This window comes from Lacticaseibacillus suilingensis (assembly GCF_016861845.1).
Taxonomy (GTDB): Bacteria; Bacillota; Bacilli; order Lactobacillales; family Lactobacillaceae; genus Lacticaseibacillus; species Lacticaseibacillus suilingensis.
Map to the genome: position 1 here is coordinate 17,997 of NZ_BOLV01000004.1, position 24,106 is coordinate 42,102.

Annotated in this window: 22 protein-coding genes; 11 read left to right on the top strand and 11 right to left on the bottom strand. The window is 53.1% G+C overall.

The annotated features are described in order from the left end of the window. Positions 1–118: 118 nt before the first annotated feature. From JUF11_RS03405 to JUF11_RS03415, 3 genes are all read left to right on the top strand, one after another. Positions 119–517: a hypothetical protein gene (locus JUF11_RS03405; RefSeq protein WP_204118331.1), complete on the top strand. Its 399-nt coding sequence runs from the start codon at positions 119–121 to the stop codon at positions 515–517. A 195-nt stretch (positions 518–712) separates the two neighbouring features. Beyond that, positions 713–1,519, top strand: coding sequence for an oxidoreductase (locus JUF11_RS03410; RefSeq protein WP_204118332.1), 807 nt, complete (start codon positions 713–715; stop codon positions 1,517–1,519). Positions 1,520–1,528: 9 nt separating this feature from the next. Beyond that, on the top strand, positions 1,529–2,506 hold the full coding sequence (locus tag JUF11_RS03415) for a helix-turn-helix domain-containing protein (protein WP_204118333.1): 978 nt from the start codon (positions 1,529–1,531) through the stop codon (positions 2,504–2,506). A 69-nt stretch (positions 2,507–2,575) separates the two neighbouring features. Here the strand turns inward: JUF11_RS03415 and JUF11_RS03420 are convergent, their stop codons facing one another. Together JUF11_RS03420 and JUF11_RS03425 are read right to left on the bottom strand one after the other, a co-directional pair. After that, the gene (locus JUF11_RS03420) at positions 2,576–3,619 is read right to left on the bottom strand and encodes a MucBP domain-containing protein (RefSeq protein WP_204118334.1); all 1,044 of its coding nucleotides are present in this window, start codon (positions 3,617–3,619) and stop codon (positions 2,576–2,578) included. Continuing rightward, the gene (locus tag JUF11_RS03425) at positions 3,612–5,060 is read right to left on the bottom strand and encodes a hypothetical protein (protein WP_204118335.1); all 1,449 of its coding nucleotides are present in this window, start codon (positions 5,058–5,060) and stop codon (positions 3,612–3,614) included. The genes JUF11_RS03420 and JUF11_RS03425 overlap by 8 nt, the downstream gene beginning before the upstream one ends. A gap of 225 nt (positions 5,061–5,285) precedes the next feature. On the opposite strand from JUF11_RS03425, the gene JUF11_RS03430 reads away from it, so the two are divergent. The 4 genes from JUF11_RS03430 to JUF11_RS03445 all read left to right on the top strand — a co-directional run bounded on the left by JUF11_RS03430 (position 5,286) and on the right by JUF11_RS03445 (position 11,799). Next, positions 5,286–9,590: a KxYKxGKxW signal peptide domain-containing protein gene (locus JUF11_RS03430; RefSeq protein ID WP_204118336.1), complete on the top strand. Its 4,305-nt coding sequence runs from the start codon at positions 5,286–5,288 to the stop codon at positions 9,588–9,590. Between the two features lie 21 nt (positions 9,591–9,611). Next, positions 9,612–10,580, top strand: a complete 969-nt coding sequence (locus JUF11_RS03435) for a glycosyltransferase family A protein (RefSeq protein WP_204118337.1) — start codon at positions 9,612–9,614, stop codon at positions 10,578–10,580. A 3-nt stretch (positions 10,581–10,583) separates the two neighbouring features. Next, positions 10,584–11,132, top strand: a complete 549-nt coding sequence (locus tag JUF11_RS03440; RefSeq protein ID WP_236000398.1) for an AP2 domain-containing protein — start codon at positions 10,584–10,586, stop codon at positions 11,130–11,132. A 130-nt stretch (positions 11,133–11,262) separates the two neighbouring features. Continuing rightward, the gene (locus tag JUF11_RS03445; RefSeq protein ID WP_204118338.1) at positions 11,263–11,799 is read left to right on the top strand and encodes a TMEM175 family protein; all 537 of its coding nucleotides are present in this window, start codon (positions 11,263–11,265) and stop codon (positions 11,797–11,799) included. A 55-nt stretch (positions 11,800–11,854) separates the two neighbouring features. On the opposite strand, the gene JUF11_RS03450 is transcribed toward JUF11_RS03445, so the two are convergent. Genes JUF11_RS03450 through JUF11_RS03465 form a run of 4 tightly spaced genes read right to left on the bottom strand, consistent with a single transcriptional unit; the run spans position 11,855 to position 15,266 of the window. Further along, positions 11,855–12,505 carry an NAD(P)H-binding protein gene (locus JUF11_RS03450; RefSeq protein WP_204118339.1) on the bottom strand — a complete coding sequence of 217 codons (651 nt, stop codon included), beginning with the start codon at positions 12,503–12,505 and terminating at the stop codon, positions 11,855–11,857. An 11-nt stretch (positions 12,506–12,516) separates the two neighbouring features. Next, on the bottom strand, positions 12,517–13,119 hold the full coding sequence (locus JUF11_RS03455) for an NAD(P)H-binding protein (RefSeq protein ID WP_204118340.1): 603 nt from the start codon (positions 13,117–13,119) through the stop codon (positions 12,517–12,519). Positions 13,120–13,137: 18 nt separating this feature from the next. Continuing rightward, a complete protein-coding gene (locus JUF11_RS03460) occupies positions 13,138–13,905 on the bottom strand; it encodes a hypothetical protein (RefSeq protein WP_204118341.1) in 768 nt (255 codons plus the stop codon). 20 nt (positions 13,906–13,925) lie between these two features. Continuing rightward, positions 13,926–15,266, bottom strand: a complete 1,341-nt coding sequence (locus JUF11_RS03465; protein ID WP_204118342.1) for an MFS transporter — start codon at positions 15,264–15,266, stop codon at positions 13,926–13,928. A gap of 267 nt (positions 15,267–15,533) precedes the next feature. Here JUF11_RS03465 and JUF11_RS03470 point away from each other — a divergent pair, with 267 nt between their 5' ends. After that, entirely contained in the window at positions 15,534–15,971 is a 438-nt protein-coding gene (locus JUF11_RS03470) for a MerR family transcriptional regulator (protein WP_204118343.1), read from the top strand. A gap of 52 nt (positions 15,972–16,023) precedes the next feature. Here the strand turns inward: JUF11_RS03470 and JUF11_RS03475 are convergent, their stop codons facing one another. From JUF11_RS03475 to JUF11_RS03490, 4 genes are all read right to left on the bottom strand, one after another. Beyond that, positions 16,024–16,887: an aldo/keto reductase gene (locus JUF11_RS03475; protein WP_204118344.1), complete on the bottom strand. Its 864-nt coding sequence runs from the start codon at positions 16,885–16,887 to the stop codon at positions 16,024–16,026. A gap of 9 nt (positions 16,888–16,896) precedes the next feature. Next, positions 16,897–17,934, bottom strand: a complete 1,038-nt coding sequence (locus tag JUF11_RS03480) for a zinc-dependent alcohol dehydrogenase family protein (protein ID WP_204118345.1) — start codon at positions 17,932–17,934, stop codon at positions 16,897–16,899. 13 nt (positions 17,935–17,947) lie between these two features. After that, positions 17,948–18,409, bottom strand: coding sequence for a flavodoxin (locus JUF11_RS03485; RefSeq protein WP_236000399.1), 462 nt, complete (start codon positions 18,407–18,409; stop codon positions 17,948–17,950). A gap of 184 nt (positions 18,410–18,593) precedes the next feature. Beyond that, a complete protein-coding gene (locus JUF11_RS03490) occupies positions 18,594–19,550 on the bottom strand; it encodes a helix-turn-helix transcriptional regulator (RefSeq protein ID WP_204118346.1) in 957 nt (318 codons plus the stop codon). 78 nt (positions 19,551–19,628) lie between these two features. Here JUF11_RS03490 and JUF11_RS03495 point away from each other — a divergent pair, with 78 nt between their 5' ends. Continuing rightward, positions 19,629–20,108, top strand: a complete 480-nt coding sequence (locus JUF11_RS03495; RefSeq protein ID WP_204118347.1) for a GyrI-like domain-containing protein — start codon at positions 19,629–19,631, stop codon at positions 20,106–20,108. 406 nt (positions 20,109–20,514) lie between these two features. Here JUF11_RS03495 and JUF11_RS03500 read toward each other — a convergent pair whose 3' ends face one another. Next, positions 20,515–21,237: a GntR family transcriptional regulator gene (locus JUF11_RS03500; RefSeq protein WP_204118348.1), complete on the bottom strand. Its 723-nt coding sequence runs from the start codon at positions 21,235–21,237 to the stop codon at positions 20,515–20,517. A 130-nt stretch (positions 21,238–21,367) separates the two neighbouring features. Between JUF11_RS03500 and JUF11_RS03505 the strand changes: the two genes are divergently transcribed. Both JUF11_RS03505 and JUF11_RS03510 read left to right on the top strand, forming a co-directional pair. Next, positions 21,368–22,744, top strand: coding sequence for a glycoside hydrolase family 1 protein (locus JUF11_RS03505; protein ID WP_204118349.1), 1,377 nt, complete (start codon positions 21,368–21,370; stop codon positions 22,742–22,744). A gap of 30 nt (positions 22,745–22,774) precedes the next feature. Continuing rightward, on the top strand, positions 22,775–24,097 hold the full coding sequence (locus JUF11_RS03510) for a PTS sugar transporter subunit IIC (protein ID WP_204118350.1): 1,323 nt from the start codon (positions 22,775–22,777) through the stop codon (positions 24,095–24,097). Positions 24,098–24,106: the final 9 nt, after the last annotated feature.

Here is a 24,106-nt window from a genome sequence, read left to right on the forward strand (position 1 = left end):
AGCGACCTAGTGGTGAGAATACTTGTCGCGTGTGCTCTTGCTTGACCACCACGTTAGCAGTATGGTTTAGGCGAGAGTTGCCAGTCGTGGCCAGATAGTTTTTCAAAGGAGGATGGCTATGAGTCGAGCAAAGCGCAAACGTAAAAATGCCATGAAGCGACACCAGACGCAAACCATTGAGGTGAACGTGGATATGACGCCGATGGTTCAGAGTGCTATTGAGGGGTTGAAGGTGAGCCTGCAGCCTTCGATAGACCAGTGGGCGCAGCAGTTGGCCCAGTCGGTTGTCAATCAGGCAACCGCTGCCCAGGAGGACCCGGCAGATTATGCGCCGCTACCGAACCTTGATGAAACCGACGATGACGATGAAGTACCTGATGTTTCTCACGAGGACGGCGAGTCCATGGGTGAAGATGAGGATACGGACGCTTGGCAGGAAGATGAAAAGCTAGCATACGGTGATGACTGGGATGGCCTGGGTAATGAAGACGATGAGGATGACGACGATGATTACTAATCGGCATGGCGGGCTTTCGAGTCACCCAGCCAAATCTTCCAGTTCCCCTCAATCATTGAATATAGCGAAATGAAGACCGCCCAATTTTTGGACGGCCTTTTTCGATTTCACCGCAATATTGGCGCGAAATGTCATGGCCGTTGCCGTCCCGGCTCCTTATAATGAATTTCATCATCAATTCAGGAGGCAACAAACATGGCAGTTATTTTTATCACCGGAGCATCAAGCGGCATTGGCAAAAGCACGGCGCAGCAGTTAGCGCAAGCTGGGCACACAGTATATGGTGCAGCACGGCGCGTTGAGGCGATTGAAGCAATCGCGGGAGTCCACGCGGTGCGGCTGGATCTGACCGATGACGCCAGCATTCAGGCAGCGGTGGCGCAGGTGTTGGCCGAAGCCGGGCACATTGACGTTCTGATCAATAATGCCGGTTATGGGTCCTATGGTGCCGTCGAAGAGGTGCCGTTGGCGGATGTGCGCCGGCAGTTTGAGGTGAATCTGTTCGGCGTCGCAACGTTGACGCAAGCGGTTCTGCCGGGGATGCGCGCCCAGCATCACGGTCGCATCATCAACACCAGCTCGATGGGCGGGCGCTTTACGACCTACTTTGGCGCGTGGTATCATGCGACTAAATATGCGTTGGAAGCCTTCAGCGATGCCTTGCGAATGGAAGTGGCACCGTTTGGCATTCAAGTCAGTCTGATTGAACCCGGCGCCATCAAAACCGACTGGGGTCGGATCGCCGCTAGCCACTTAACTGAATCCTCGGCAGACGGCCCGTATGCGAGTGAAGCAGCGCGGGCGGTGCAATTGCTTACCGGAACCTATGAGAGCCGCTGGTTGTCCCAGCCCGCAGTCGTTGCCAAGGCCATGGTCAAGGCCTCGACAGCGCGCAGGCCCAAGCCGCGTTATCTGGTCGGCTTTGGCGCGAAGCCTTTGGTGTTCTTGCATGCGATTTTACCGACGCGGGCCTTTGATTGGTTGGCCACGCGGTACCTTTAGGAGTAGTTCATGAAATTTACGTTACCAGCTGCATTTTGCCAATTTCTAACGGCGCTTAAATTGCCTGTCGCCGATCTGTTGGCCGAGGCCCACTTGACCCAGGCGGTTAAAAACGGTGAACTCAAGCTTTCGCCACTGGAATATTATCAGTTGATTGCCGCAGTCGAACCCTACCTGACGACGCAGGATGTGCTGCGCATTTGCGAAGTGGCGAACATGCAGCAATTTGCCACGCCGGTCTATGCCGCGCTGGTAGCAGAAAATGGCTTGGCGGCGTTGCAGCGGCTGGCGACGTATAAGCATCTCATTGGGCCGGTGACCATGACTATCACGGATCAAGGAACCACGGTTGAGGTGTGCTACCGGTTTATTTATTCGGAACTAGCGCAACTGAAACTGGCAGTGCTGTTCGAGCAGCTGCTGGCAGTCAATATCCTGCGGGCAGGTAGCCAGCAGCAGATTGTCCCACTGGTGGTGGCCAGTCGCTTCGACTATGACTCGGCCTTTACTGCTCATTTCGGCTGCACCGGGACGCGGCGCGATGGCAACTGCCTAATCTTTGCCAAAGAAGATGTTCAGTTGCCGTTTACCAGCGCAGACGAGCGCATCTCGGCGCTACTCTCGCCGATTCTTAGGGCCCAATTAACCGCCAGCGATGGCGATGATCCCCTGATGGCGGCGGTCCAGCAGCAGCTGGTCACGAACCTTGCACGCGCCGATGATCGGCTCGTGAGCGTGGGCAATCAGCTGGGGATGAGTCCGCGCAGTTTGCAGCGGGAGTTCGCCCGCCGCCACACCAGTTATAAGCAGGTACTCGCGCATGCCAAAAGAATGCTGGCCATCAATTATGCGCAGAATTTTCATCTACCACTGGTTGAAATCGCGTATCTGCTCGGTTACAGCGAACCGAGCGCTTTTTCGTGGGCCTTTCGCCAATGGACAGGGATGAGTTTTTCCGGCTATCAACAGGCGCAGACTGTCAGTTAGCATTTACAATATCATCGTAAAAGAAGCGACCTAGAACTTTGGACAATCGAAGTTCTGGGCCGCTTTAGTTTATCCGCGCAGGCCAAAATTGATTTTACCCGACAGGCTGACAAAGAACGCCGCCAGTTCAGCGCTGGCCTGATCTTGGCCATCCGGCCCTTTGCCCAGGGCTGGCCGGCTGAGTACGATAGCTTTGGGCATGACGACTTTCGGCTGCTGTGGCTGTTCAGTTTCAGCCGGCGCTGCCGCGGGTTCTTTGGCCGTGACGTAAACATCGACATGCTGCGTGGCGGCCGTAAAATGATGGCCCTGGGTGGTGGCATCAGCGGCCAATTGCAAACCAGCAGGGATGTGCTTCAGACCATCGGTGGCGTGATAAGCCAAGGGTTGGCCAACGACTCCTTGCAGGCAGTGCTGGTAGAACACTTTGCCTGTCAGCAGGTCGATAAAGCGTACGGTAATCAGCCCGTGAGCCACTGGTGCTGGCGCGGGGGTGCCAGGTTTGCTGACTTGAATGCTAATCTGGCCTGCGTCTGCCTTCGTGAAATGATAGGTGAACGTGGTTTTGCCATTGATGGTGTAGCCGGCCGGGGCGTGCAAGGTGACCGTGATGCTTTGGCCGACGATTCCGTTCAGCGGCAGGTAGCCCAGCACTTTACCGGTGGCGGCATCGACGTAGGCCAGCATGGCCTTGGCCTTAACGGGTTGGGCCTTGGCTGGCGCGGCGGGGGCTGGCGCTTTTGGCGTGACTGGTGGCTTGGCCTGGGGTTGGCTGACTGGGGCCTGTTTGACGAGATGAAACGTCATGGTGCCAGGCCGGGTCGACGTGAAGCGGAAGGTTACGGTTTGGTAGCCGCCGCGCACGGTGTAACCGGCTGGTGGCGCAACTTGATAAGTGGCGCTGCTGCCGAGCGTGCCTGCGACCTGGACACTTTTCAAAATCTGGCCGGTGCTGTCATCGACATAGCGAATCGTAGCGCTGGCTTGGGTCGTGGGGGTAGTGGGGCCTTCCGCGTGCACAATCTTGGCTGCCGGGGTCCCTGCCCACACTAAACCAACCGTCGTGGCGGTGAGTAAGATCAGATGGGTGAGGGCAAGATGAGTGTCAGACATCAGCACCGCCTCCTTTGAGGCCAGCATTCGTCCGGGTAAACGTGAGGATCAGATCTGCCAGCTCGGTCCAGTCATGCGGCGTTGGCGGATTTTGCCAGATCACCTGCGGTAGCTTCAAACTTGGGGCGCGAAAATCGGCAATATAAATATCGGTTTCTGCCGTTAATTTGTGCGTCACACAGATGTTGGCGTGACTGAACGCGCGCAAGGTCATGGTGACATACTCGCTGTAAAGCGTGCCTTCGGAGAAGTCGACGCAGATGTTCACGGTGCGCCGCAAAGCGGTTTGCGGCACGGCGCTGATCAGCGCAAACATCTCGCTGAAGTACAGGTTGATGCGGCGATTGGCGCTGAGCTTGAGATCTGGCCGCTCGTCGAGTTGCCCGAGGAATTGCTGAATGATTGCGTCAAAAGCGGGATATAAGTCGGCGAAAAAGGTGATTTGGCTGGCATCGATGAACGTGGTTGGCTCCAAAAACGCCGTGGTTAACCTGATATGTACCGGCATTAGGCGGGTGGTCAAGGCCTCGATGGTGTCGCCGGTGAGGTTGACCTGGTTGCTTTGGGCCACATCGGCGATGAACTGGCGCGTGAGCTCGTCCGCTCGCGGGAACAGGCTCGGCAGCTCGGTGGCCGGCAAAGCCAAAAAGCGCTGGGTGACCAGGAACTGATACAAATAATCGAGTTCGCTTGCGGTCAAATCTTCAGCGTCACTATCCGCAACCGCGGCTTCGAGGGTCGAATAGCCGGTGGCCTGAAAAGGCGTCGGCACTGCCGGCAACGCATCACCGTTTTGACGGCGCAGCCAGCTGACTTTGAGAAAGGTGGTGAGCTTCACCTGCTGCGTCGGCAGTAAGTCATGTCCGATTGTCGCGGTGCAAGCGGCCAGGAGCGGGGCGATTTTGCCGTCTAGCTCAGGAAACGGTGCCTTCACGCCGGTATACAGTTCATAAAACAGCTGGAACAAGTACTGGCGCAGCGCAAACTCGCTGTGCTCGCTGCTAGCCCGGCCGGGGTTGTCGCCAAACCGGTGTTTCAGCGTGCTGGTTTGGCGGAAAAAGACCGCTGCGGTGAGGTAGTGGTCTTTGGCAAATGCGGTAGTCGTGGTTTGTTTCGAGTACAGGAAATAGTAGGTGAACGCCTTGAAGCTCGCCGACTGTTCCAGCAAATAGAGCGTGGCTTGTTGAACGACGAAGGTGTTCAGGTGATGCGCCTGCCACAGATCCTTGGTGGATTCTTCGATGTAGCACGGCGGCTCGCCGCCCACTGCTTTGAATGCCGCATTGATCGCCGTGAATAGTTTGTTCAACTGGTAAGTCGTGAGCTCGTATTGCGATATTAAATCGTTGCGCGTGACCGTGTTGGTTGGTGCGTTGTTGAGTTGGTGAATGACCGCTAGTGTTAGTGTGTCATCCTTATTGAACAAAAAGTCGTATCTCATGGTTGCTCCCCCAAGCTTCATTCCACTTCTCTTCGATTGTAGCGCACCAACCCTATAAAATGGGATAACGTGGGGAAATCGACACTATCGTTTTTTTAAATTATTTACAAAATAGTGATAGTCAATCCCCCTTATCAATGGCTTTTTGCAGCGGTATCATTCACTCGTAACAAGAAATCAAAAATCTTGCTGATAATTGCATAAGCAAAAGAGTGGAGGAGAAACATGTCTAAAGAAACAAATGAAGCACGTTCACGCATGATGCAGGCAACATTCGAGCGTAAGGAACATTTCCGGCTTTACAAGTCGGGTAAGCTTTGGGTGTTTGCTGGTATCTTCGCGTTGAGTACGGCCATTGGGTTGAGCCAAACCAACGACGTGTCCGCTGCCACCACGGATCAAGCTCCCGTGGCGACGAACACTGATAAGAATAACCAGGCCTCAACAGTCGCTTTGCAAAGTGCCCCAGCGCAATCCGCTGCCAGCACCGCTGCGCCAGCTGGCAAAACAGTGACAACCGCAGCCAAGTCGGCGACGGCAGCCCCAGCCCCAGCGCCAGCTGCTGCCGATGATACGACAGCACAAGATACGACAGGCACTGACAACTATGCCCAGTCACAAAAGGATTTGCAGGACGCCGCCAACGCTGCTAATGATGCTGGCTTGACCGTCACTAAGGATCCAGATGCTACCGTTGATACAACTAGTGACAACGTGCAGGCTGATGCGCAGAAAGTTGCGGACAGTACCGCTGATACGATTGCGCAGTTGCAAGCAGCAACTGAGAAGCAGAAGGCAGACAACAAGGCTTATGAAGACTCAATTGCCACGCGGCAAAACGCCTTAAGCGGTAAAGCATTCGATCCTCTTGGTAACTTTACTGATGATCAAGTTAAGGGACTGCTTGGCGATGATATCCAGAATATCACTGTTGTTCACGAAAATGTCCCCGCAGTGGCGGCTAATGACGCGGCTAAGCAAGCTGAAACTGATGGCGGCTCACTTGAAGCCGGTGCCCAGTGGATATATAAAAACAGCATGGTCGATGCAAAGACTGGCCGTCATGTGGACTTGATTGAAACAATCACAGACGCTCAGGCCATTGATCCAACTAGCCCCATGATTTTGCAAAATACGTATACTGGTGAGGATGGTGTTGGGACAAATAAGCACACATCTTATAACATCAAATCAATCACGTATAATTATCAGTATGTGGACTCAGAGACTGGCAACCCAGTGTCGCTTGATGCTTTCTATGATGTTACCAATCTGTTTACAGCAACACTAACTTTTGACAATGGTGATGCCAACGCTAACCTCTATGGACCTTCTGTGGAAGCTTCAGAGGACGGTGATAAGCAGGTATTCAGTATTCCTGTGGACAATGATCAGCTGACTAATGATGGTTATTCCTCAGAGGTATTCGTTCTGCAGAAGAACAGTCAAGGTACTACTTTCACGGTTCAGAGCAGCAATCCGAAACCTACCGCCCCGAAATTTACGACCTTGGGCGGCATCTCAATCTTGAAGCCAATCGCGCCTAAGACAATCGAAGACCCAAGTACTTATCCGGCCTCATATCAACTGACTAATCTGAAAGTCGCCACGCAATACACTGTTAACTACATCGGCGGTCCAGATGGCGATACCAGTGTGTCCAAGCCAGTCGTCTGGACATCAAGCACGGCCGCTGATGGCACTGTCACCTATACGCCAGATGTAAACTCCGTCGCAACAGCAACGCCAAGTATTGATGGCTACAAGGCTGACGCAGACACCGCATTCACTCAGACATTAACTGCCACTACTGATGTCCCAACTGACAAGACCGCTACGGTAAACTATACGAAGAATGCTGATCCAGCAAGTCTCACGGTGACAATCGTTGATGATACGACGGGCGAGGTTGCTAAAACCACAGAAGTTGACGGCAATGTGGGCGAAGCAGCAACCAAAAGCATTTCAGACACAGGTTTCGGTGGATTTGAGTTGTCAGACGAACAACCGGATGCTGCCAAGTTCAATGCGACAATAGATGGTTCGACCATCACTGTTAATCCGAACGTCACCTTTACTAGCGACGATTCTGACAACATCACGGTTCATGTTCAACACATTATTAATCACATTGGTACACCGACGGATCCGAATGATGGCAACTATGCAGCCACCCATCGGACTTTCACGGTTGATGTCACGGGTGTCGCTCCGGACGGCGTGACTGCCGATGTGACGCCGACCAATGGCCAACAATCCTTCGTGATTACCCGGTCGATGGATTTTGATGAGGCTACTTCGAAGGTAACTTTCTCAGAATGGCAACCAGCCGAAAATGCCCCTCAGACCATCACGGCAGCCGCCTTGGATGGTTATACACCAAGCGTAGCGACTATCGATGCAACAACCTTGGCCGCTAAATTAAACGCATATACTGCTGATCCAGCCAATGTTGCGAACACATACACTGACACCATCACTTACAAACAAGCCGCAACAGATCAAACCGTCAACATCCATTATGTTTACAAGAATGTTGATGGTTCTGAGCTGCAAAAGACGATCACTCTGACCGGTAAGTCAGGTGATACGTATAAATTTGATATTCCTGCCACTATTGCCGGCCCGAATGATGATGCCGGCGCCAAGCTGGATGATGATAATGGCAAGCTCGATACGACGACGCTGTACTACTATGCTACTGCTGATCTCAATGGTGGCCAGTACAACAGCTTGGCAGATGACAGCGCCACCGATGGACAGTTTGGTACCACTGGTCAGGATGTTTGGGTGATGTACGTTGCCGCACAAAAGGCAGCGAGTTTCACGCCTTCAGTTAAGTTGGTAACCGGTGACGATGGCAGTAAGAATTATGTTTTTTATGTTACCGGTGATGATGGCAAAGAAACAGAAGTCGGCACTGTCCCAGCACCAAAAGACGGTACGAACGCTCAGACGCCACAAGTTAAATTGATCGACAATGCCGATGGTACCAAGAGTTATCTCTTCTACACTACTGATGATGCAGGCAAAGAAATTCCGGTCGGTACTGTCCCTGCACCAAAAGACGGTACGAACGCTCAGACGCCACAAGTTAAATTGGTCGACAATGGCGACGGTACCAAGAGTTACCTCTTCTACACTACCGATGATGCAGGCAAAGAAATTCCAGTCGGTACTGTCCCAGCGCCAAAGGACGGCGTAAATGGCACAAACGCGCAGACCCCGCAAGTTAAGTTAGCTGATAACGGTGATGGTACCAAGAGCTACATCTTCTACACCACCGATAATGAAGGCAAAGAAACTGTGGTCGGTACTGTTCCAGCGCCAAAGGATGGTGTTAACGGCGCAGATGGCCAAACTCCGCAGGTCAAGTTAGTTGATAACGGCGACGGCACTAAGAGCTACGTTTTCTTCACCACAGACAAAGACGGTAACGAAACAACCGTTAGCACCATTCCAGCACCAAAAGACGGTGCAGCAGGTGCCAATGGTAAAGACGGTCAAACGCCGCAAGTGAAGTTGGTTACCAATTCTGATGGCTCTAAGTCCTATGTTTTCTACACCACTAATCCTGATGGCAGTGAAAATACTATCAGTACCGTTGCTGCTCCTGCTGACGGCAAAGACGGCGTCGATGGTAAGGATGGCAAAGATGGTGTCAACGGTACTAATGGTATCAACGGTACAAATGGTACTAACGGTACTAACGGGACCAATGGTATCAACGGTACAAATGGCACCGATGGTAAAGATGGCAAAGACGGCAAGGATGGCGTCAATGGTCTGAACGGCCAAGACGGCAAAGATGGCGTTGACGGCAAAGACGGTGCCGATGGCAAAGATGGCGCTGATGGTAAAGACGGAGCCGATGGAAAAGACGGCGCAGACGGTAAAGATGGTCTGAACGGTCTCAATGGTCTCAACGGCTTGAACGGTCTTAACGGTAAGGACGGTAAAGACGGCAAGGATGGCGTCGACGGCCTTAACGGTAAGGACGGCAAAGACGGTGTCGATGGTAAAGATGGCCTTAACGGCAAAGACGGTAAGGACGGCGTCGATGGCAAAGATGGCAAGGACGGCATTGACGGCAAAGATGGCAGCCTCGACGTTGACTGGGGTGGCAATCCAACCGTTACCACCAACAACACGACTGGCAGCCACAGTAACACCACCGGTACCGATGGCGGCGTCACCAATGGTCAACCAACCACGCCGATCAGTTACAATGGTCATACTGGGGTAACCACGAGCTTGACCAACGGCGACGGCTCCAAGCTGACCAATGGCTCGAACCTGGTCGCTTACACTGGCACTATCGGTACGTCGACGCTGGGTAATGCGGCGAAGACAGCAACTACGGCGACGGCCACTACTGGCTCGACCAGCACGTTGCCACAAACGGGCGATGCTGGGGCCGATATGGGTCTGGCGATGTTCGGCGCCGGCTTGACCGCGATGGCCGCGATTTCCGCCTTTGGGGCGACGAGCCGCAAGCGGCGTGAAGACGACTACAGCGATTTGTACTAAACAAGTTAGTGGAGGTAAGGCATGAGCGTTCAATTAAGTATCATTTTGCCAGTTGATAATGCACCCCTAAGTGAGTTGATGATGCCCCTGGCGTCGCTTAACAATCAGTTGGGGCTGATGGGTAATCAGGTGGAAATTCTGTTGGTGGACAACGGTGAATTTCACCTCGACCTGCCGGCACAGTTAAATCTGTTTGTTCAGCTCACGGTGCGCACGATCACGCCAGATCAAGTGTGCGGTCGTATGGCCGCCTTTGAGGCCGGCGTGAAGGCAGCCAAAGGTGAGTACATCATGCTACTGGATGCGAACAATCAGCTTTACCATCCGTTCACACTGCAAAATCTGTTTGGACTGCAAGCGAAGCATCCTGATGCCGATATCATCGGCGGCGCGACGTTGCTGCAAGGATTGACCAAGGACCGGCAGCCCGTTTATCGGGCCGGCCGCAGCCAGACCTCGCTGCATGGGCTGATGATCAGGCGCGCACTGTTGATGTCAGAGCAGGTGCAATTCGATGATCAATACGGCGAGTACAGTGAAGAATTCACGGCCCGCCTGGTGCGCCAAGCGGCTGGCGGAGTGGTCGAAGGCGAAGATATCGCCTGCGTCATTTTCAGCAGTCGCACGCATGCCATCACGGGTCAGAAGCCGCAGATCAACGAGCAGTGGGTCTTGATGATGGCTGGGTATTTAGCGCAGCTGCGGGCCACTTCTGAGCGGTTCGACACGGAATATGCGAAATTCATCGTCCGGTTCTACAGCCAAGTGCTGCAGGTGCCGGCGGCGAGTCGCATGCCGCTGACTACCGCCGTGGCGCAAATCGTCAAGACGCATGCCGACAGATGGCCAGCCGTTCAGCAGTTTGTTGCTGGCGTGAAGCTAACCGATAAACATGCACAAGCGCCATGGGTCGCGGCGCCGGCATCATTTGCCAATTACCTCGACCAACTGACGCGAATTGCAGGCGTTGCAATAAGAAAGAGGGGGTAACTCGTGGCGGCACACAAAAGAGCACCGCGGGCGATTGATTTAACCGGGCAGCATTTTGGCCGCTTGACGGTATTGCGCAGAGCTGGCATCAACGCCGCCAATGGCAATGCGCGCTGGGAGTGTCAATGTGAGTGTGGGAATTTGGCTGTGGTCGATGGCTATGGCCTGCGTAAAGGGACGACCGCGAGTTGCGGTTGTCTGCGCAAAGAACTCGCGCGTGCTCGCGCCGGTCATGACCTGTTGCCATATGTGGATCACGAGGCGAAAACGTTGCGGAATGCGGAAGGGATTTATTACAGTTCATTGGTCAAGTCCAAGCGCAATCGTAGTGGTACGGTCGGCGTTTCCTTCGACCAGTCGCAGCAGGTCTATGTGGCTCGCTTGCGGTTTCATGGCGAACTGGTGCTGAATAAATCGTCCCATTCCAAAGCGGAGGCGATTGCCTATCGCCGCGAAGCAGAGCGCCGGTATTTCCCGCAAAAAGGCGATACCGGGTGCATGCTGCCGATGGATCATGATCACAAGTCGTCGTCCAAGCGGCGACGGTCATAACGCCAACGCGATTGGCGGGTAAAAGAGCGACTGTTGGTCAACCGACCGGCAGTCGCTTTTTGCTGTTTAGCGGCTATTGCTGCTGGATGGTACAATAATCCCAGATGAACTTCAGGTGGAGGCAAAGCAGATGACCAAAGACCGGGTAACGGCATTTATTGACGCGGTACTAGCGATTGTGATGACCATTCTAGTCTTGGAGCTGAAGGCCCCAGCGCAGGTGTCCTGGGCTGGCTTCTGGGCGCTGCGGGATCAATTCGTGGCGTATGCCATCAGCTTCTTCTGGATCGGTACGATGTGGGTGGGGATGCATAACTCCTGGCACAAGGTCCGCACCATTTCGAAAACGACGCCGTGGCTCGCCATCGTTTTGCTGTTCTTCAGTTCGTTGTTTCCGTATGTGACCAAGATTGTGGCGGATAACTTCATGAATGTGGGTGCGCAAGCCTTGTATGGGGTCGTGGTGCTGGCGGTGACTGTGGCTAACTTGTTCCTGTATCGGTCGGTGCTCGGTAAGGCGCGGCGGACGCAGTTACTGAGCTGGGATATTCTGGTCAAAGTGATTGCGCTACTATTAACCCCACTTTATCCGCCAATCATGGCGATAGTGACACTGCTGGCCGGGGTTTTCTGGGTCTGGGAAAGTCTGCGCGGCGCGACCGCATGAAAAATGGGTCTACTCAAACTGAACGAGCAGACCCATTTTTGGTGGGGACGGGCATTTAGTACACTGGCCGCGTTTGGCCTTGAGTGGCCGGATCCGCCATGCCGATGCTGTCATTGGCGGCAAAAGTCGGATCGGCGACGATTTTCAGTACCACATCGGCGACGCTCTGCCGCGAGCCAGAGACGCCTAAGTAAGGTTCGTGGCGGGTCGTGATGGTGTAATTGACCTCATCGCGGTCATTCAGCCACGGTAGGCGCAGGGTGGTGTAAGTCAGGCCGGAGTCAGCCAGCAGCTGATCTGAGGTTTGGGCGGCTTTCAGGCCGGACGCGACTTGGCTCAGATTCCAACGCCCGAATTCGCCAGGCACCTCATTGTAGAGGCCGAGAATATTGGTGAAAATGACGCGGTCAACGTGGTGCGCCTTCATGCCGGCAATCACATTGCGAGTCGCGGCGTTATCGCGGTCATGATCCACCACCGCCACGAAGACCATGTCCTGGCCAGTCATTGCGGCGGCCACGGAGGCGGCGTTTTCGAGGTCAACGTCAATCACGGTGACGCGCGGGTTGGCGGCCAGGTCTGCGAGCCGTTCTGGCCGGCGCAGCCCAATGGTTAGATTAATCTCGGCGAAGGCTTTTTCCGTCAAGATTCGGTGTTCAACAATGCGAGCGATTTGGCCGTTAGCAGCAAGAATTAATAGATTCATGTTTTATCTCCTTATTTCCGATTGATACCCAGGCTGTCACGGCTACCTAATGAAGGGTCATGCGCGAGTCGCATCACTAGGTCCGCGATACTAGCACGAGCAACGTCATGGCCGCCGAAGGGTTCGCCTTTGTGGGTCACCTCATAATCAGGACTGCCGTTATCAAACCAGCCGGGCCGGATGATGGTGTAGTTCAGCGGCGAGGCCTCAATAATGTCGGCGGCGCGGCGGTATGGTGCGAGTACTGGATTGTGGTCGAGGTTGCCACCGGCGCCAACGCTGGCGGGAATTTCATTGTAAATGCCCATCGAGCTGATGAACAAGAGGCGGTCTACGCCGGCTTGCTGCATGCCGGCGACGAGCGCTTCGGCCATGGACGGCAGGTCGCCACTTAAGGCCGCGAACACGACGTCCTGATTTTGTAACGCTTGTTGTAAAGTGCTCGGGTCAGTGACACTGCCTTCAAGGATATGTTCCCGATTAGGGTTGAGGGCGTTGATCCGGCTGGTGTGGCGCGCCATTAAAGTCAAGGCATCTTTGGTGTTTTGCAGTAAATAGTTGCGGGTGACCTGACCAATTGAGCCGGTAGCACCAATGATTAAGATGTTTGTCATGGTAAATACTCCTTTGTTTTAAAAATCTGGTATGAGCTCGTATTCTTGGTGGGATGCATATAACAGGCGCAGGGCGTCGTGGTCGTGCAACGTTGCGAGGTCAACCGGGTGGCCAAACCGTAGCGTGTCCAGACGGCGGATGTCTGCCGCCCAAGCTCGCAAATGACGCTCGCGGGCAGTGAGCCGGGTTGCGGTTAGAACATGGACGAGCCGATTTGTGTCCTGGCTGCTCCAAGCTTGGCCAGCGTTGGCCAAGATGGCAGTTAAGGCGCCATTAAGCGGCCGGTGAGTGCCAGAACCGTGGCCAGCAAGAAAACGATTGAAACGCCTCAACCCAGCGCTGCCACTGAAGCTGACCTGATTATACTTAAAATCGTGCAGGTATGCCGTTAGGAGTAACAAGTTGGTATCGCGCGGCGGCAAGTCCTTAAGGTCGGCCAGATACAAAGAAAGGTAAGCCAGGCGCTTAGCATGTGCGGCCTGATAGTGCACAGCGCCTTGTGCGAGAGGAGCGCTGAGTAAGGCTGCCAATATCGCAATCAGCCGGCCCTCGGAGGTGTGCCGGTGAGAGGGTGATAAGCCCGTATTTTCAAGCGTTACTTGAGGTTCGATCGTCGTTAAGAGACAATCATCGGTTTGATTGCCGGGGGCTTGATGGCTGATGAGCAACTTGACACTGTGATGGTGGTAGAGGTAAGCCGCGACTGGGGGCGAACACAGCGTCCAGTCAAGCCGAAAGTCGCCATTAGTTGCAATCACGGCGTAGTAATGAGTAGGGATAGCCATGAGCTTCACCATCACTGTCGCTAGTGGGAGCGGCGCTCACCTGGGCTGATCAAAAAGATCGCGGTGAGTAGCGCTAGCAGCAATAAGCCAGCGCCAGTCAAAATGGCGTGTTGAAAGCCAGTGATGGCGTTAGTAGATTGGCCTTCAACTGCGACCAAAATTGATAAGCCAATCGAGCCCCCGATTTGGTGCATCACGTTGACTACGCCACTGGCAGCCCCCGCATCGGCGTCGCGGGTATTGGCGACGCCAGCGGCAGTGAAGGGACTCAAGGATAGCCCTTGGCCAACGCCAATCACCGCCATCGGTAGGGCAATGCCCAACCAGTACCCGGTGGCCGGCGTGAAGCGACTGATCCAAAACATGCCTAGGCCGGTCAAGAAGATTCCAATCATCAGCAAGCCCCCGTTGCCGAGATGTGCGGTTAAACGAGCGACCTGTAAGGCAATCAAAAAGTTCACAATCGTCAAAGGGAAAAAGGCGATGCCGGCCATCAATGGGGTGAAGCCAAGCTGACTTTGCATCAGCTGTGGCGTGATAAACCAAAAGCCCAGCATCGCTCCCATGTACAGGAAGCGACCGAGGTAGGCACCGAGGCGTTGTCGCTCGTTGAAAAGACGTAGTGGCATGATGGGCTGGCGCGTATGTGCTTCTTGCGCAATAAAAAGTCCTAGTAAGATGATGGCCGCACCTAAAGTATACAACCGCCCGACCGTACCGACGATGCTATAAACCAGGGCAATCATGCCCAATAATGACGTGAAGGTGCCAAGCCAATCTAGCTTGCCAGCTTGAATTTGATCGTGATGTAGGTGGCGAATGGATAAATAAAACATCCAAACCGCCAGCGGGACGTTGATAAAGAAACCGACCCGCCAGGTCAGCAGACTGGCGAACACGCCGCCGATGACGAGGCTGACCGAGGCGCCGATACCGGCCATGGCGCCGTAGTAGCCGATGGCCCGCACCCGCTGCTCGCCGGTATAAGTGTCCATTAGTATTGCCAGCGTCGTTGGGGCCAAAATCGCACTGCCAACGCCTTGAAATGCCCGGGCCGCAATGATGACGACTGCCGAATTCGCCGCGCCAACCAAGAAGGAGCCAAGGCCGAAGATGACTAGGCCGATTTGAAAGACGCGGCGGCGGCCGAATAAATCACCAGCCCGACCACCGACGAGCAGAAAGCCGCCGAAAGTGAGTGAGTAGGCGCTGGAAACCCAAGATAAAGTGCTCTGGTTGAGGTGCAGATCCTGGGCAATTTTGACGGTACCGGTGAAGATAATGGAATTATCCAGTAGAATCATGAAGTAACTTAATAGAATGACCAGTAAGATCCAATCAAAGGGTTGTCGTTTGTGCATATTGGGCCTCCGTTTTTGTTGATGGATCCAGCATAAGGGTTAGAGTTGGTGGAAGCGCAAGCCTTTTTTGATTTATTTTGGTTCCTGCTATCACAGGCTTTTTCATGGCCAACGCGACAACTGCTCATTCAAGTGGAAGGGACGGCCATGGTGAATGTTCTAAAATGCTGTTACACTACGGGTTAGACCTGCTGTAATTAGGCCTTGCCTTAGAGTGGGTATAAGGGGTTATGATAAACACAGCGTTTTTCGAAAGGAGCGATTTGGATGACCTATACCGTTCAAGAGGTGGCTAAGAAAATGGGCTTAACCACCTATACCGTACGTTACTATCACGATCACGGTCTCTTGCCCTATGTCAAGCGAGACGAAAACAATAACCGCGTGTTTGATGATGTGGACCTAGAGTGGGTCCATTTGATCACTTGCCTGCGTCAGACCGGGATGCCGCTGGAAAGCATTAAGCATTATTTCGACCTCGTCATTGAAGGCGAAAGTACTGTGCCAGAGCGCTACCAAATCATGCTGGCGCAACAGCAGCGAACATTAGACGAGATTTCCGAGTTGAACCACCACTTAGAAACAATTAACAAAAAAGTCGCCCATTATGCCGATGTGTTAATTAACGCCAAGCCGGATACTTATGAGCCCTCCAACATTGCTGCTACGTCTGATTCCGAACCGGACATGGTCACGAAAGCCTAACGCAAACACGCGTCTACCCTTAAGGTAGACGCGCGTTTGCGTTAACGCTGAGTTATTGTGCATGAACGTCGAAGGCCCCAAGGAGACGGGCGGCCACCCCCGGCGCATCGGGGTCGTGGCGGCCGTGACCTTGGTCGAGGGCCACTAGCGCGGTCATTTCGTCATCACCCAAAGCAAAGTCAAAAATGTCTTGATTAGACGCAATGCGCGTTTCGTGTACAGACTTGGGGAAGACGACCACGCCGGACTGATACTCAAACCGTAAGATGATTTGCCCAGCATTTTTGCCGTACTTGGCGGCGAGCTGTTCAATCAAAGGCTCGTGAAGCAGCTGTGAACTGCCTTGGCCGAGCGGCGCCCATGCTTCTAAGCGGGTATCGGTGACTGCCATTAGCGCGCGTAGTGGCTGTTGCTGAAAGTAGGGATTGAACTCAACTTGGTTAACGGCAGGCTTGATGGTGAAGTTTGGAATAAACTTTTCCCAGAGCTTAGGGGTCATATTGGAGACGCCGATGGAACGGATTTTGCCTGCTTTTTGGGCTGTTTCCAAGGCCTGCCAGGCGCCGTCCACGTCGCCGTAGGGCTGATGCAAAAGGTAGAGGTCAATGTAATCCAAGCCGAGCCTCTCCAGAGAAGTTTCAATGCCAGTCGTGGCGGCGGCCATGCCATAGTCTTGCAACCAAAGTTTGCTAGTGACCCAAATTTGTTCACGAGGAATACCAGATTCGGCAATGGCCTGGCCAACCTCTTGTTCGTTGAAATAGGCCGCGGCCGTGTCAATATGGCGGTAGCCGAGCCGCAAAGCGGTGGCGACCGCCTTTTGGGTCGATCCGTCTGCCGGGATCTGAAAGGTGCCAAACCCGAATGCGGGAATTTGATTGCCGTCATTTAAAGTGAAAGTAGGAATACTATTCATGAAAACCTCCTATTGATTGATGATTAGCAGCGACTTGATGGCTTCGCGCTTGTCCATGGCTTCATAGGCTTGTTGCACGTCGGCTAAGGCAAAGCGTTTGGTGAAGACATGCCCGGGGTGGATCTCACCGCTTAACACGGCATCGAGCAAAACGCTGCGGTCGTAGGTGGTGACCGAGGCAATCCCGCCGCGCAGGCCCACATTATTCCAAAATGGGGTGGCATTAGCGTTGGTGGCTTCTTGCGGCACCCCAACGCGGCCGACAATGGCACCCGGCCGCGCCACGCGAATGGCGGTGTCAACGGACAGGGCCGTACCGACGCATTCCAGCACCGCATCGGCGCCGCCTTCGGTCATGGCCTGCACTGTGGCGACGGCTTCATCGCCGCGTTCTTCGATAATATCAGTGGCGCCGAACTCACGGGCCAGCGCCTGGCGATCGGCGTGCCGACTCATGGCGATAATGCGATTGGCACCCATCAGTTTGGCCGCAATGACCCCGCATAGCCCTACCGCGCCGTCACCCATGACCACCACGGTGTCGCCGGGTTTTACCTCGGCGCTGGCAGCGGCATGGTAGCCGGTGGCCATGACATCAGATAGCGCCAGCAAGTCGTTGAGCTGCTCATCGGTGTAGTCTTCGGGTTGCCCGGGAATTTTGACCAGCGACCAGTTGGCCTCGGTGAAGCGGACATATTCGCCTTGGAACCCGCTGGAGCCGTGTTCGGTGGCGTTCAGGCAATTGCCTTCAAACCCGGCGCGGCAAGCTGCGCAATGACCGCAGCCATGGGTGAAAGGCAAAATCACAAAATCGCCGGCTTGGACATTGGTCACCGCCGTGCCGACGCTTTCGACGATACCAATCGCTTCATGGCCGACTGGTGAGCCAGCGGGGCGCTCACTGAGACCGCGGAACCACCACAGATCCGACCCGCAGACACAGGCGCGGACAATTTTGATGATGGCATCAGTAGGTTTTTGAATTTCAGGGTGGGCGAACTCGCGAATGGCGACTTGGCCTGGTTCAATAAAGACAGCAGTTTTCATGTTTTTTTCTCCTTTAGAGTTGGTTTAACCAAGCTTGAAGCGCGGTGGTTGCAGCCGGTCCGGCAGCTTCGAGGCCCTTAGCGGTGACGCGGTTGCCCGCGGCTTGCTTAAAGGCCGCTTCGTACTCACCAGCGCTACCAGCGTCTGTGTAAAATGGCGCCAGTTTTGCTTGCCCAGTATCAGCACTGCCCAGAAAGCTAAGAATCGGCGTGGCCGGGGCGCCAGACCATACCGGACCACCGACGAGAATGAGATCGTAGGCGGTGAGGTCAGGCAGGGGCTGGGTGAAAGCCGGCAATTGGCCGGCACTGAGTTGTGCTTTAGCCATATCCGAGGTTTCATACATATCCCGACTGAAGGTACCAGCGGGGACCTTTAGTTCATAAGTATCGGCCTGGGTCAGCTGCTGCAACTGATGTGCCAGTGCAGCGGTATGACCGGACCATGAGTAGTAAACAATGATTGTTTTAGACATCAGCGACCTCCTTAAGTTGAGATAAGCATAGTCCCTTCGAGTAGGTGTAAGGCAAGCGCAAATCAAAAAAATATTTAGGCACTTGAATTGATCCTGTGTTGCGGACTTGGCCCGGTGGCGGCGTCAATCTCCAACCAGTGGGAAATACAGCACAATGAGAATGTTAGGGCCGCATCGGGTTGGTTTAACTCTCGGGCTTGATTGGCTTGGTTAGGGCACCGATGCGCTCACGCAGCGCCTGCATAAGCTGCGGCTCGGCCGCGGTCAAGGAGCACGCGGGCCCCAGGAACAGTAGCCAGTTCACCAGCGTTTCGGCAGACTGATACTGCGTGACGGTCAGCGTGGCCTGATGTTGAAAGGAATCAAGATAGGCTAGCTGCGTGCCGACCGGATGATACTGGCGAAATTGGGCAATCGCCGCTGGGCCTAAGGTTGCGGCCAGGCGCACCGCGGGCTGTGCGCGCTGTTTGAGTCGCCGCACTTGAGCGGGCGACCACTGAGCCGACTCGGCGACGGCGGCCACGCTGGTAAGGTCAGCAACCGGAAGTATCTGCTGTTGGGCAGTGGTGCCGTTGATTCCCGCCATCAGCCACTGTTCGGCGGAACGATACAGCTTGAGCAAATACCACTGCTCCGTCTTGCCAGCATGAGTCACCATGATTTGCCGAGAGTTCAGGGCCAAGGCAATCAGCTGTTCAAGCATCGGCGCCGGCAAATCAAATAATTCCAGTAAGCCGGTGGCTTGGGCGTTAGTGCCTTCAAACACTAGCAGCGCATTAAGGTCAAGCAGACTGTCTTGCTCCGTTTGGGGAATGAGGCCGAGTAATTTTTCGGTCAAGGATTGGCGGCTAGTCAGGTAGGGAAGCTGCAAATTTTGTGAAGCCATAAAGGCCGTAAACAGCGCTTTGACTTCGGTAGTGGTGAAGCGCACGGCCGGCAGTAGCGTATTTTGATGCACGACAAATCCGCCATCGCGGCCCACGCTGGCTTCAAGGGGCATGCCGAGGGCTTCGATTTCCTGGACATCCCGCAAAGCAGTCGACCGTGAAATGTCGAATTCGACCATCAGTTCGCTGAGGGTAAAAAAGGCGCGGTTATTGATGTAGCGCATCATCACATTGATTCGTTCCGTTTTTTTCATTGGGGCTCCTAAATGGTGTCATTTTTTGACACGATTAAGGCTTATTATAACCTCATCAACCAAGAGGAGGACAAATCAATGTCAAATTTCAAAATTGAATCAAAACCAGCTTTCACGGTGGCCGGTATCGGCACCGAACTGACCGCGGATTACAACGATTATGCTGCGATGGCGGCGCAAAAGGCTGCTTTTTGGCAGCAGCTGACCGCTGACGGCGACTTGGACGCGCTGACCGCCGCTGCGCAAAATGATTACCTGTTTGTCGCCAACGAAGCCATTGACAACAAAATGATGTATTATGCTGGGGTTGAAACCGATCAACACGTGCCAGCGGTCACTCGGCAAATTCAGTTCCCGGCTAGCGATTACCTGATTGTGCCAGGCACCGGTAGCGATGCCCATGCCTTGGCAGAAGCATTGACAGGGCAAGCGTTTGGCCAGACCTTGGGTGAAGCGAGCGACGTGGCTTATGTTGGCGGTCCGAATGCAGCCGTCATCATGGGTAAAAGGGATGGCCAGCTGTATGGCGAAATGTGGATTCCCGTCGTTCATAAGTAATGATCCGCGCCTGGCCCGCAGCTGGTTACGGTAGGGTCCGAGTTTAATGTGAAACATCGTCAGTGGCAGTGATGTCACTGATTTTTTTGTGTCGGCATGCAAGATACGCCAACGCTTTCTTCGATTCGCCAGCCGGTTGAGTTGATAGCGGAGACGGTGGTTAAGGAATTGGAAAAGAAGATACGACAGAATAAGCAGCAGGAAGAAGCAACTGCGCCGGCGCGTATTTACTTGCCTGTGAGCTTCCAGCAAGGGGAAACTACAGCGGTGCAGTCAGATGCGACTGCTGAAAGCTGATTCTATGGTGGAATCTTTATGAATCAACAAAGGCGATTACCTGAAGTTGTGAGGTTAACAACTCAAGGTAATCGCCTTTGTTGTGCCAAGAGTCATGGCTCAGCACGAGTTAAAGCATTGGCCGTTCAGGGTGATAGACCACAATGGAGCCCTCATCATAGCGATTGCGCGTAAACGAATACTCAAACGGGGTCCCATCGGCCAGCGAAACAATCTGCTCGACTTCTAGCATCGGGGTATCCGAGGTGGCGCTGAGGTAACGACGATCATAGGCATTAGGTTGCGCCGCCCGAATGATGCGATACGCGGCGCCAATCGTTTCGCCCAAGTCTGCGCGCATATAGCGATAAATGGAATGCTTCAACACGCCTTGATTGAGACCCGGCACGACTTTCACCGGCATGATGGAGTGCTCCATTTTCCAGGGAACGTCATCCACAATGCGCAAACGGTAAAAGTCGTAGACCGCATCTGAGAAGGCGAGGTTAAGGTTCTCCTGTTCTTTGGGTTGCGGCAACCGCACGTCGTAGTCAATCACATCGCTAGTGACAGTGTGGCCGCGCATCAACTCTGTCGTGCCAACATACTGGTCGATGGTGAAATCAAACTTAGACAGCAGATTAATGTTCTGTTTGACGTAAGTGCCTGAGCCTTGCTTGCTGTATATCAATCCTTCGTTAATTAACAAATCCAAAGCTTTTTGAATCGTGACGCGACTGGTCTTGAAAATCACCGCGAGTGAAATTTGATCAGGTAAAGGGACCTCACTGGTATATTCGCCCTTCAAGATCTTAGATTTCAGTTGCTTCGCGATATCAACATATTTTGCCACTTGTCTACCCTCCTAAAAAGCGCTGCCATCGGGACTTAAAGCTCTTTCTGAAAATTTGAATAGTCAGATATACTTATTTGTCTTTGCCAAAGGTGTATCCAGCGTCTATATTGCATCATGGAGGTGGGACATGACAACACTAAATCAAGATTTTTTGTGGGGCAATTCAACCTCAAGCATGCAAACTGAAGGCGCTTGGAACGTTGATGGTAAAGGTCCGTCGGTATATGACATTAAGGAGGCTGGAGAGCACAACGCTGATTGGAAAGTGGCAATCGACGAGTATCATCGCTATCCCGAAGATGTTGAGTGGATGGCGAAAATGCACATGAATTGTTACCGGTTTCAGATTTCCTGGAGTCGGGTGTGTCCAGAAGGCGATGGGGCCTTCAACGAAGCGGGAATTGCTTTTTATGACCGATTGATCGATGACCTTTTGGCGCATGGCATTGAACCGATGATTTGTCTGTATCACTTTGATATGCCACTGAGCCTGGCTAAACGCTACAACGGGTTCGTCTCCCGAGAAGTTATGGAAGCTTTTGTCCGTTATGGCAAGGAAATGTTAAAGCGCTTTGCTGGCAAGGTCAAATACTGGATTACCTTTAACGAACATAATTGTTTTACCTATAATCCTGGCCTTGACAGCGGGGGCAATCTGACCGCTCCTCGCGATATTCACACGCTTTATGCGCTGAGTCATCATACCTTGCTTGCTCACGCGAAGCTAACGGCGTTTATTCGTAGCCATTATCCTGATTTGAAAATTGGCGGCATGTTAGCTTACGCAGAAGTTTATCCGGCCTCTTCGGATCCCGAAGATGTTGAAGTAACGCGGCGCATCGATGAATTTGTGAATAACAATTATCTCGATGTTTTTGCTCATGGTCACTATTCACCCGAAGTGCTGCACTTCATGGCAGAAGCAGATTTGATGAGCTTGATTGAGCCAGGAGATCTTGAAACCTTGGCTCAGACAACGAGTGATTTTATCGCCTTCAGTTACTACGCCTCCTCCGCTATTGACCACACGAAAATTGACCAACAGGCGCCGGTCAATTGGTGGTTTGAACAAGGCACCGTGCCTAACCCCCATTTGGTTTCAAGCGAGTGGGGCTGGCAGATTGATCCGACCGGGTTCAAGAACGCCTTAACCAAGATTTGGAATCAGACGGGTTTACCTGTTTTTCCCATCGAAAATGGTTTGGGCGTGCGCGAACAATGGGATGGTGAACATCCCATCGATGATACTTATCGCATCAATTATCATCGTGATCACATTCAGGCGCTTAAAGCGGCAGTGCGTGATTACGGGGTGCCAGTCTTGGGTTATCTAGGCTGGGGGTTAATCGATATTCCAAGTTCCAAAGGCGATATCGATAAGCGCTATGGGGCGGTGTATGTCAATCGTACCAACCACGAATTGCGCGATTTACGCCGCATTCCTAAGCGCAGCTTTGAATGGTTCCAAAAAGCATTTGGCTCTAATGGTGAGGATTTAAGTTGATGAATTCTTTATAGGATTGGAGTGAAAAAAATGGAAGAATCTAAGAGTCGTAAATTCTTAGATAAGTTCTCCGAGGTGGCCGGCCGTATTGGTAACCAGGTTCACCTCAGGTCATTACGTGATGCGTTTGCCACCATCATGCCATTATTCATCCTGGCAGGGCTGGGAACGTTGATCAATAACGTGGTGTTCCCTTGGATTGCTAAAGGTGAAACGTTGGCTCACCTCCAAGTGTGGGGGACGCTGATTGCCAACGGGACATTGAATATTGCCGGCTTAATGTTGGCTCCGGTCGTTGGATTCATTCTCGCGCGGAATAAAGGCTATCGTAACCCCTTGACTGCAGCGGTCATTTCACTGGCCAGTTTGATTGTGATGATGCCAATCACCACCCAGATGACACCAGCAGGCAAAACGGCAGCCATCAACGTTACCGGCGGTTTAAGTTTTGCTAACTTGGGCACCACGGGAATGTTTGCTGGGATTATCATCGGCCTGTTGGCAACCGAAGTCTTCATTCGGCTAAGCAACATCAAGCGGCTGCAGATTAACTTGGGCGACCAAATTCCGCCGGCAGTTGGTGATTCATTTAATTCCTTAATTCCTGCTCTTATGACGTTAAGCTTGTTTGCTCTGATCAGTGCTTTGCTCATTGTGCTGTGGAACAGTAATCTGATTGCTTTGATTACCATGATTATCCAGGAGCCACTGCGGCGGATGAACACCAGCCTACCAGGTATGCTGCTGATTTACTCCTGTGGTAACTTCCTCTACACGTTGGGGATTCACCAAGCGGTTATCAATGGGACTTTGCTCGATCCAGTGCTGTTGGTCAACATGGCGAAGAACACAGCTGCTTATGCCGCCCATAAACCTATTCCTTACATCATGTCCAATACCTTCCGGGATACCTTTGGCATGATGGGAGGCACCGGCTCTACGATTGCTTTGCTGATTGCAGTTTTCCTGTTTTCTCGCGTGAAAGCCAACCGCGACATTGCTGCTTTGTCAGCTGTGCCTGGGATTTTCAACATCAATGAACCGGTCATCTTCGGGTTTCCAATTGTCTTCAACATTCCAATGATGATTCCGTTCGTCTTGAACCCAGTGATTGGGATCCTGATTGCCTATGCAGTTACTGCTGCCGGTTGGATGAGTCGAGTCGTCGTGATGGTGCCTTGGACCACCCCACCTTTGATTAGTGGTTTTCTTGCTACCGCCGGGGATTGGCGCGCTGTCATTGTCCAAATTGTCATTTTAGTCATCAATATTGCAGTTTATGTACCGTTCTTAAAGGTCAGTGAAAAAGTCACTGCTAAGCAGGCCGAACAGGCCCGTGCAGCAGCTGAGTAAGGGTAAGAA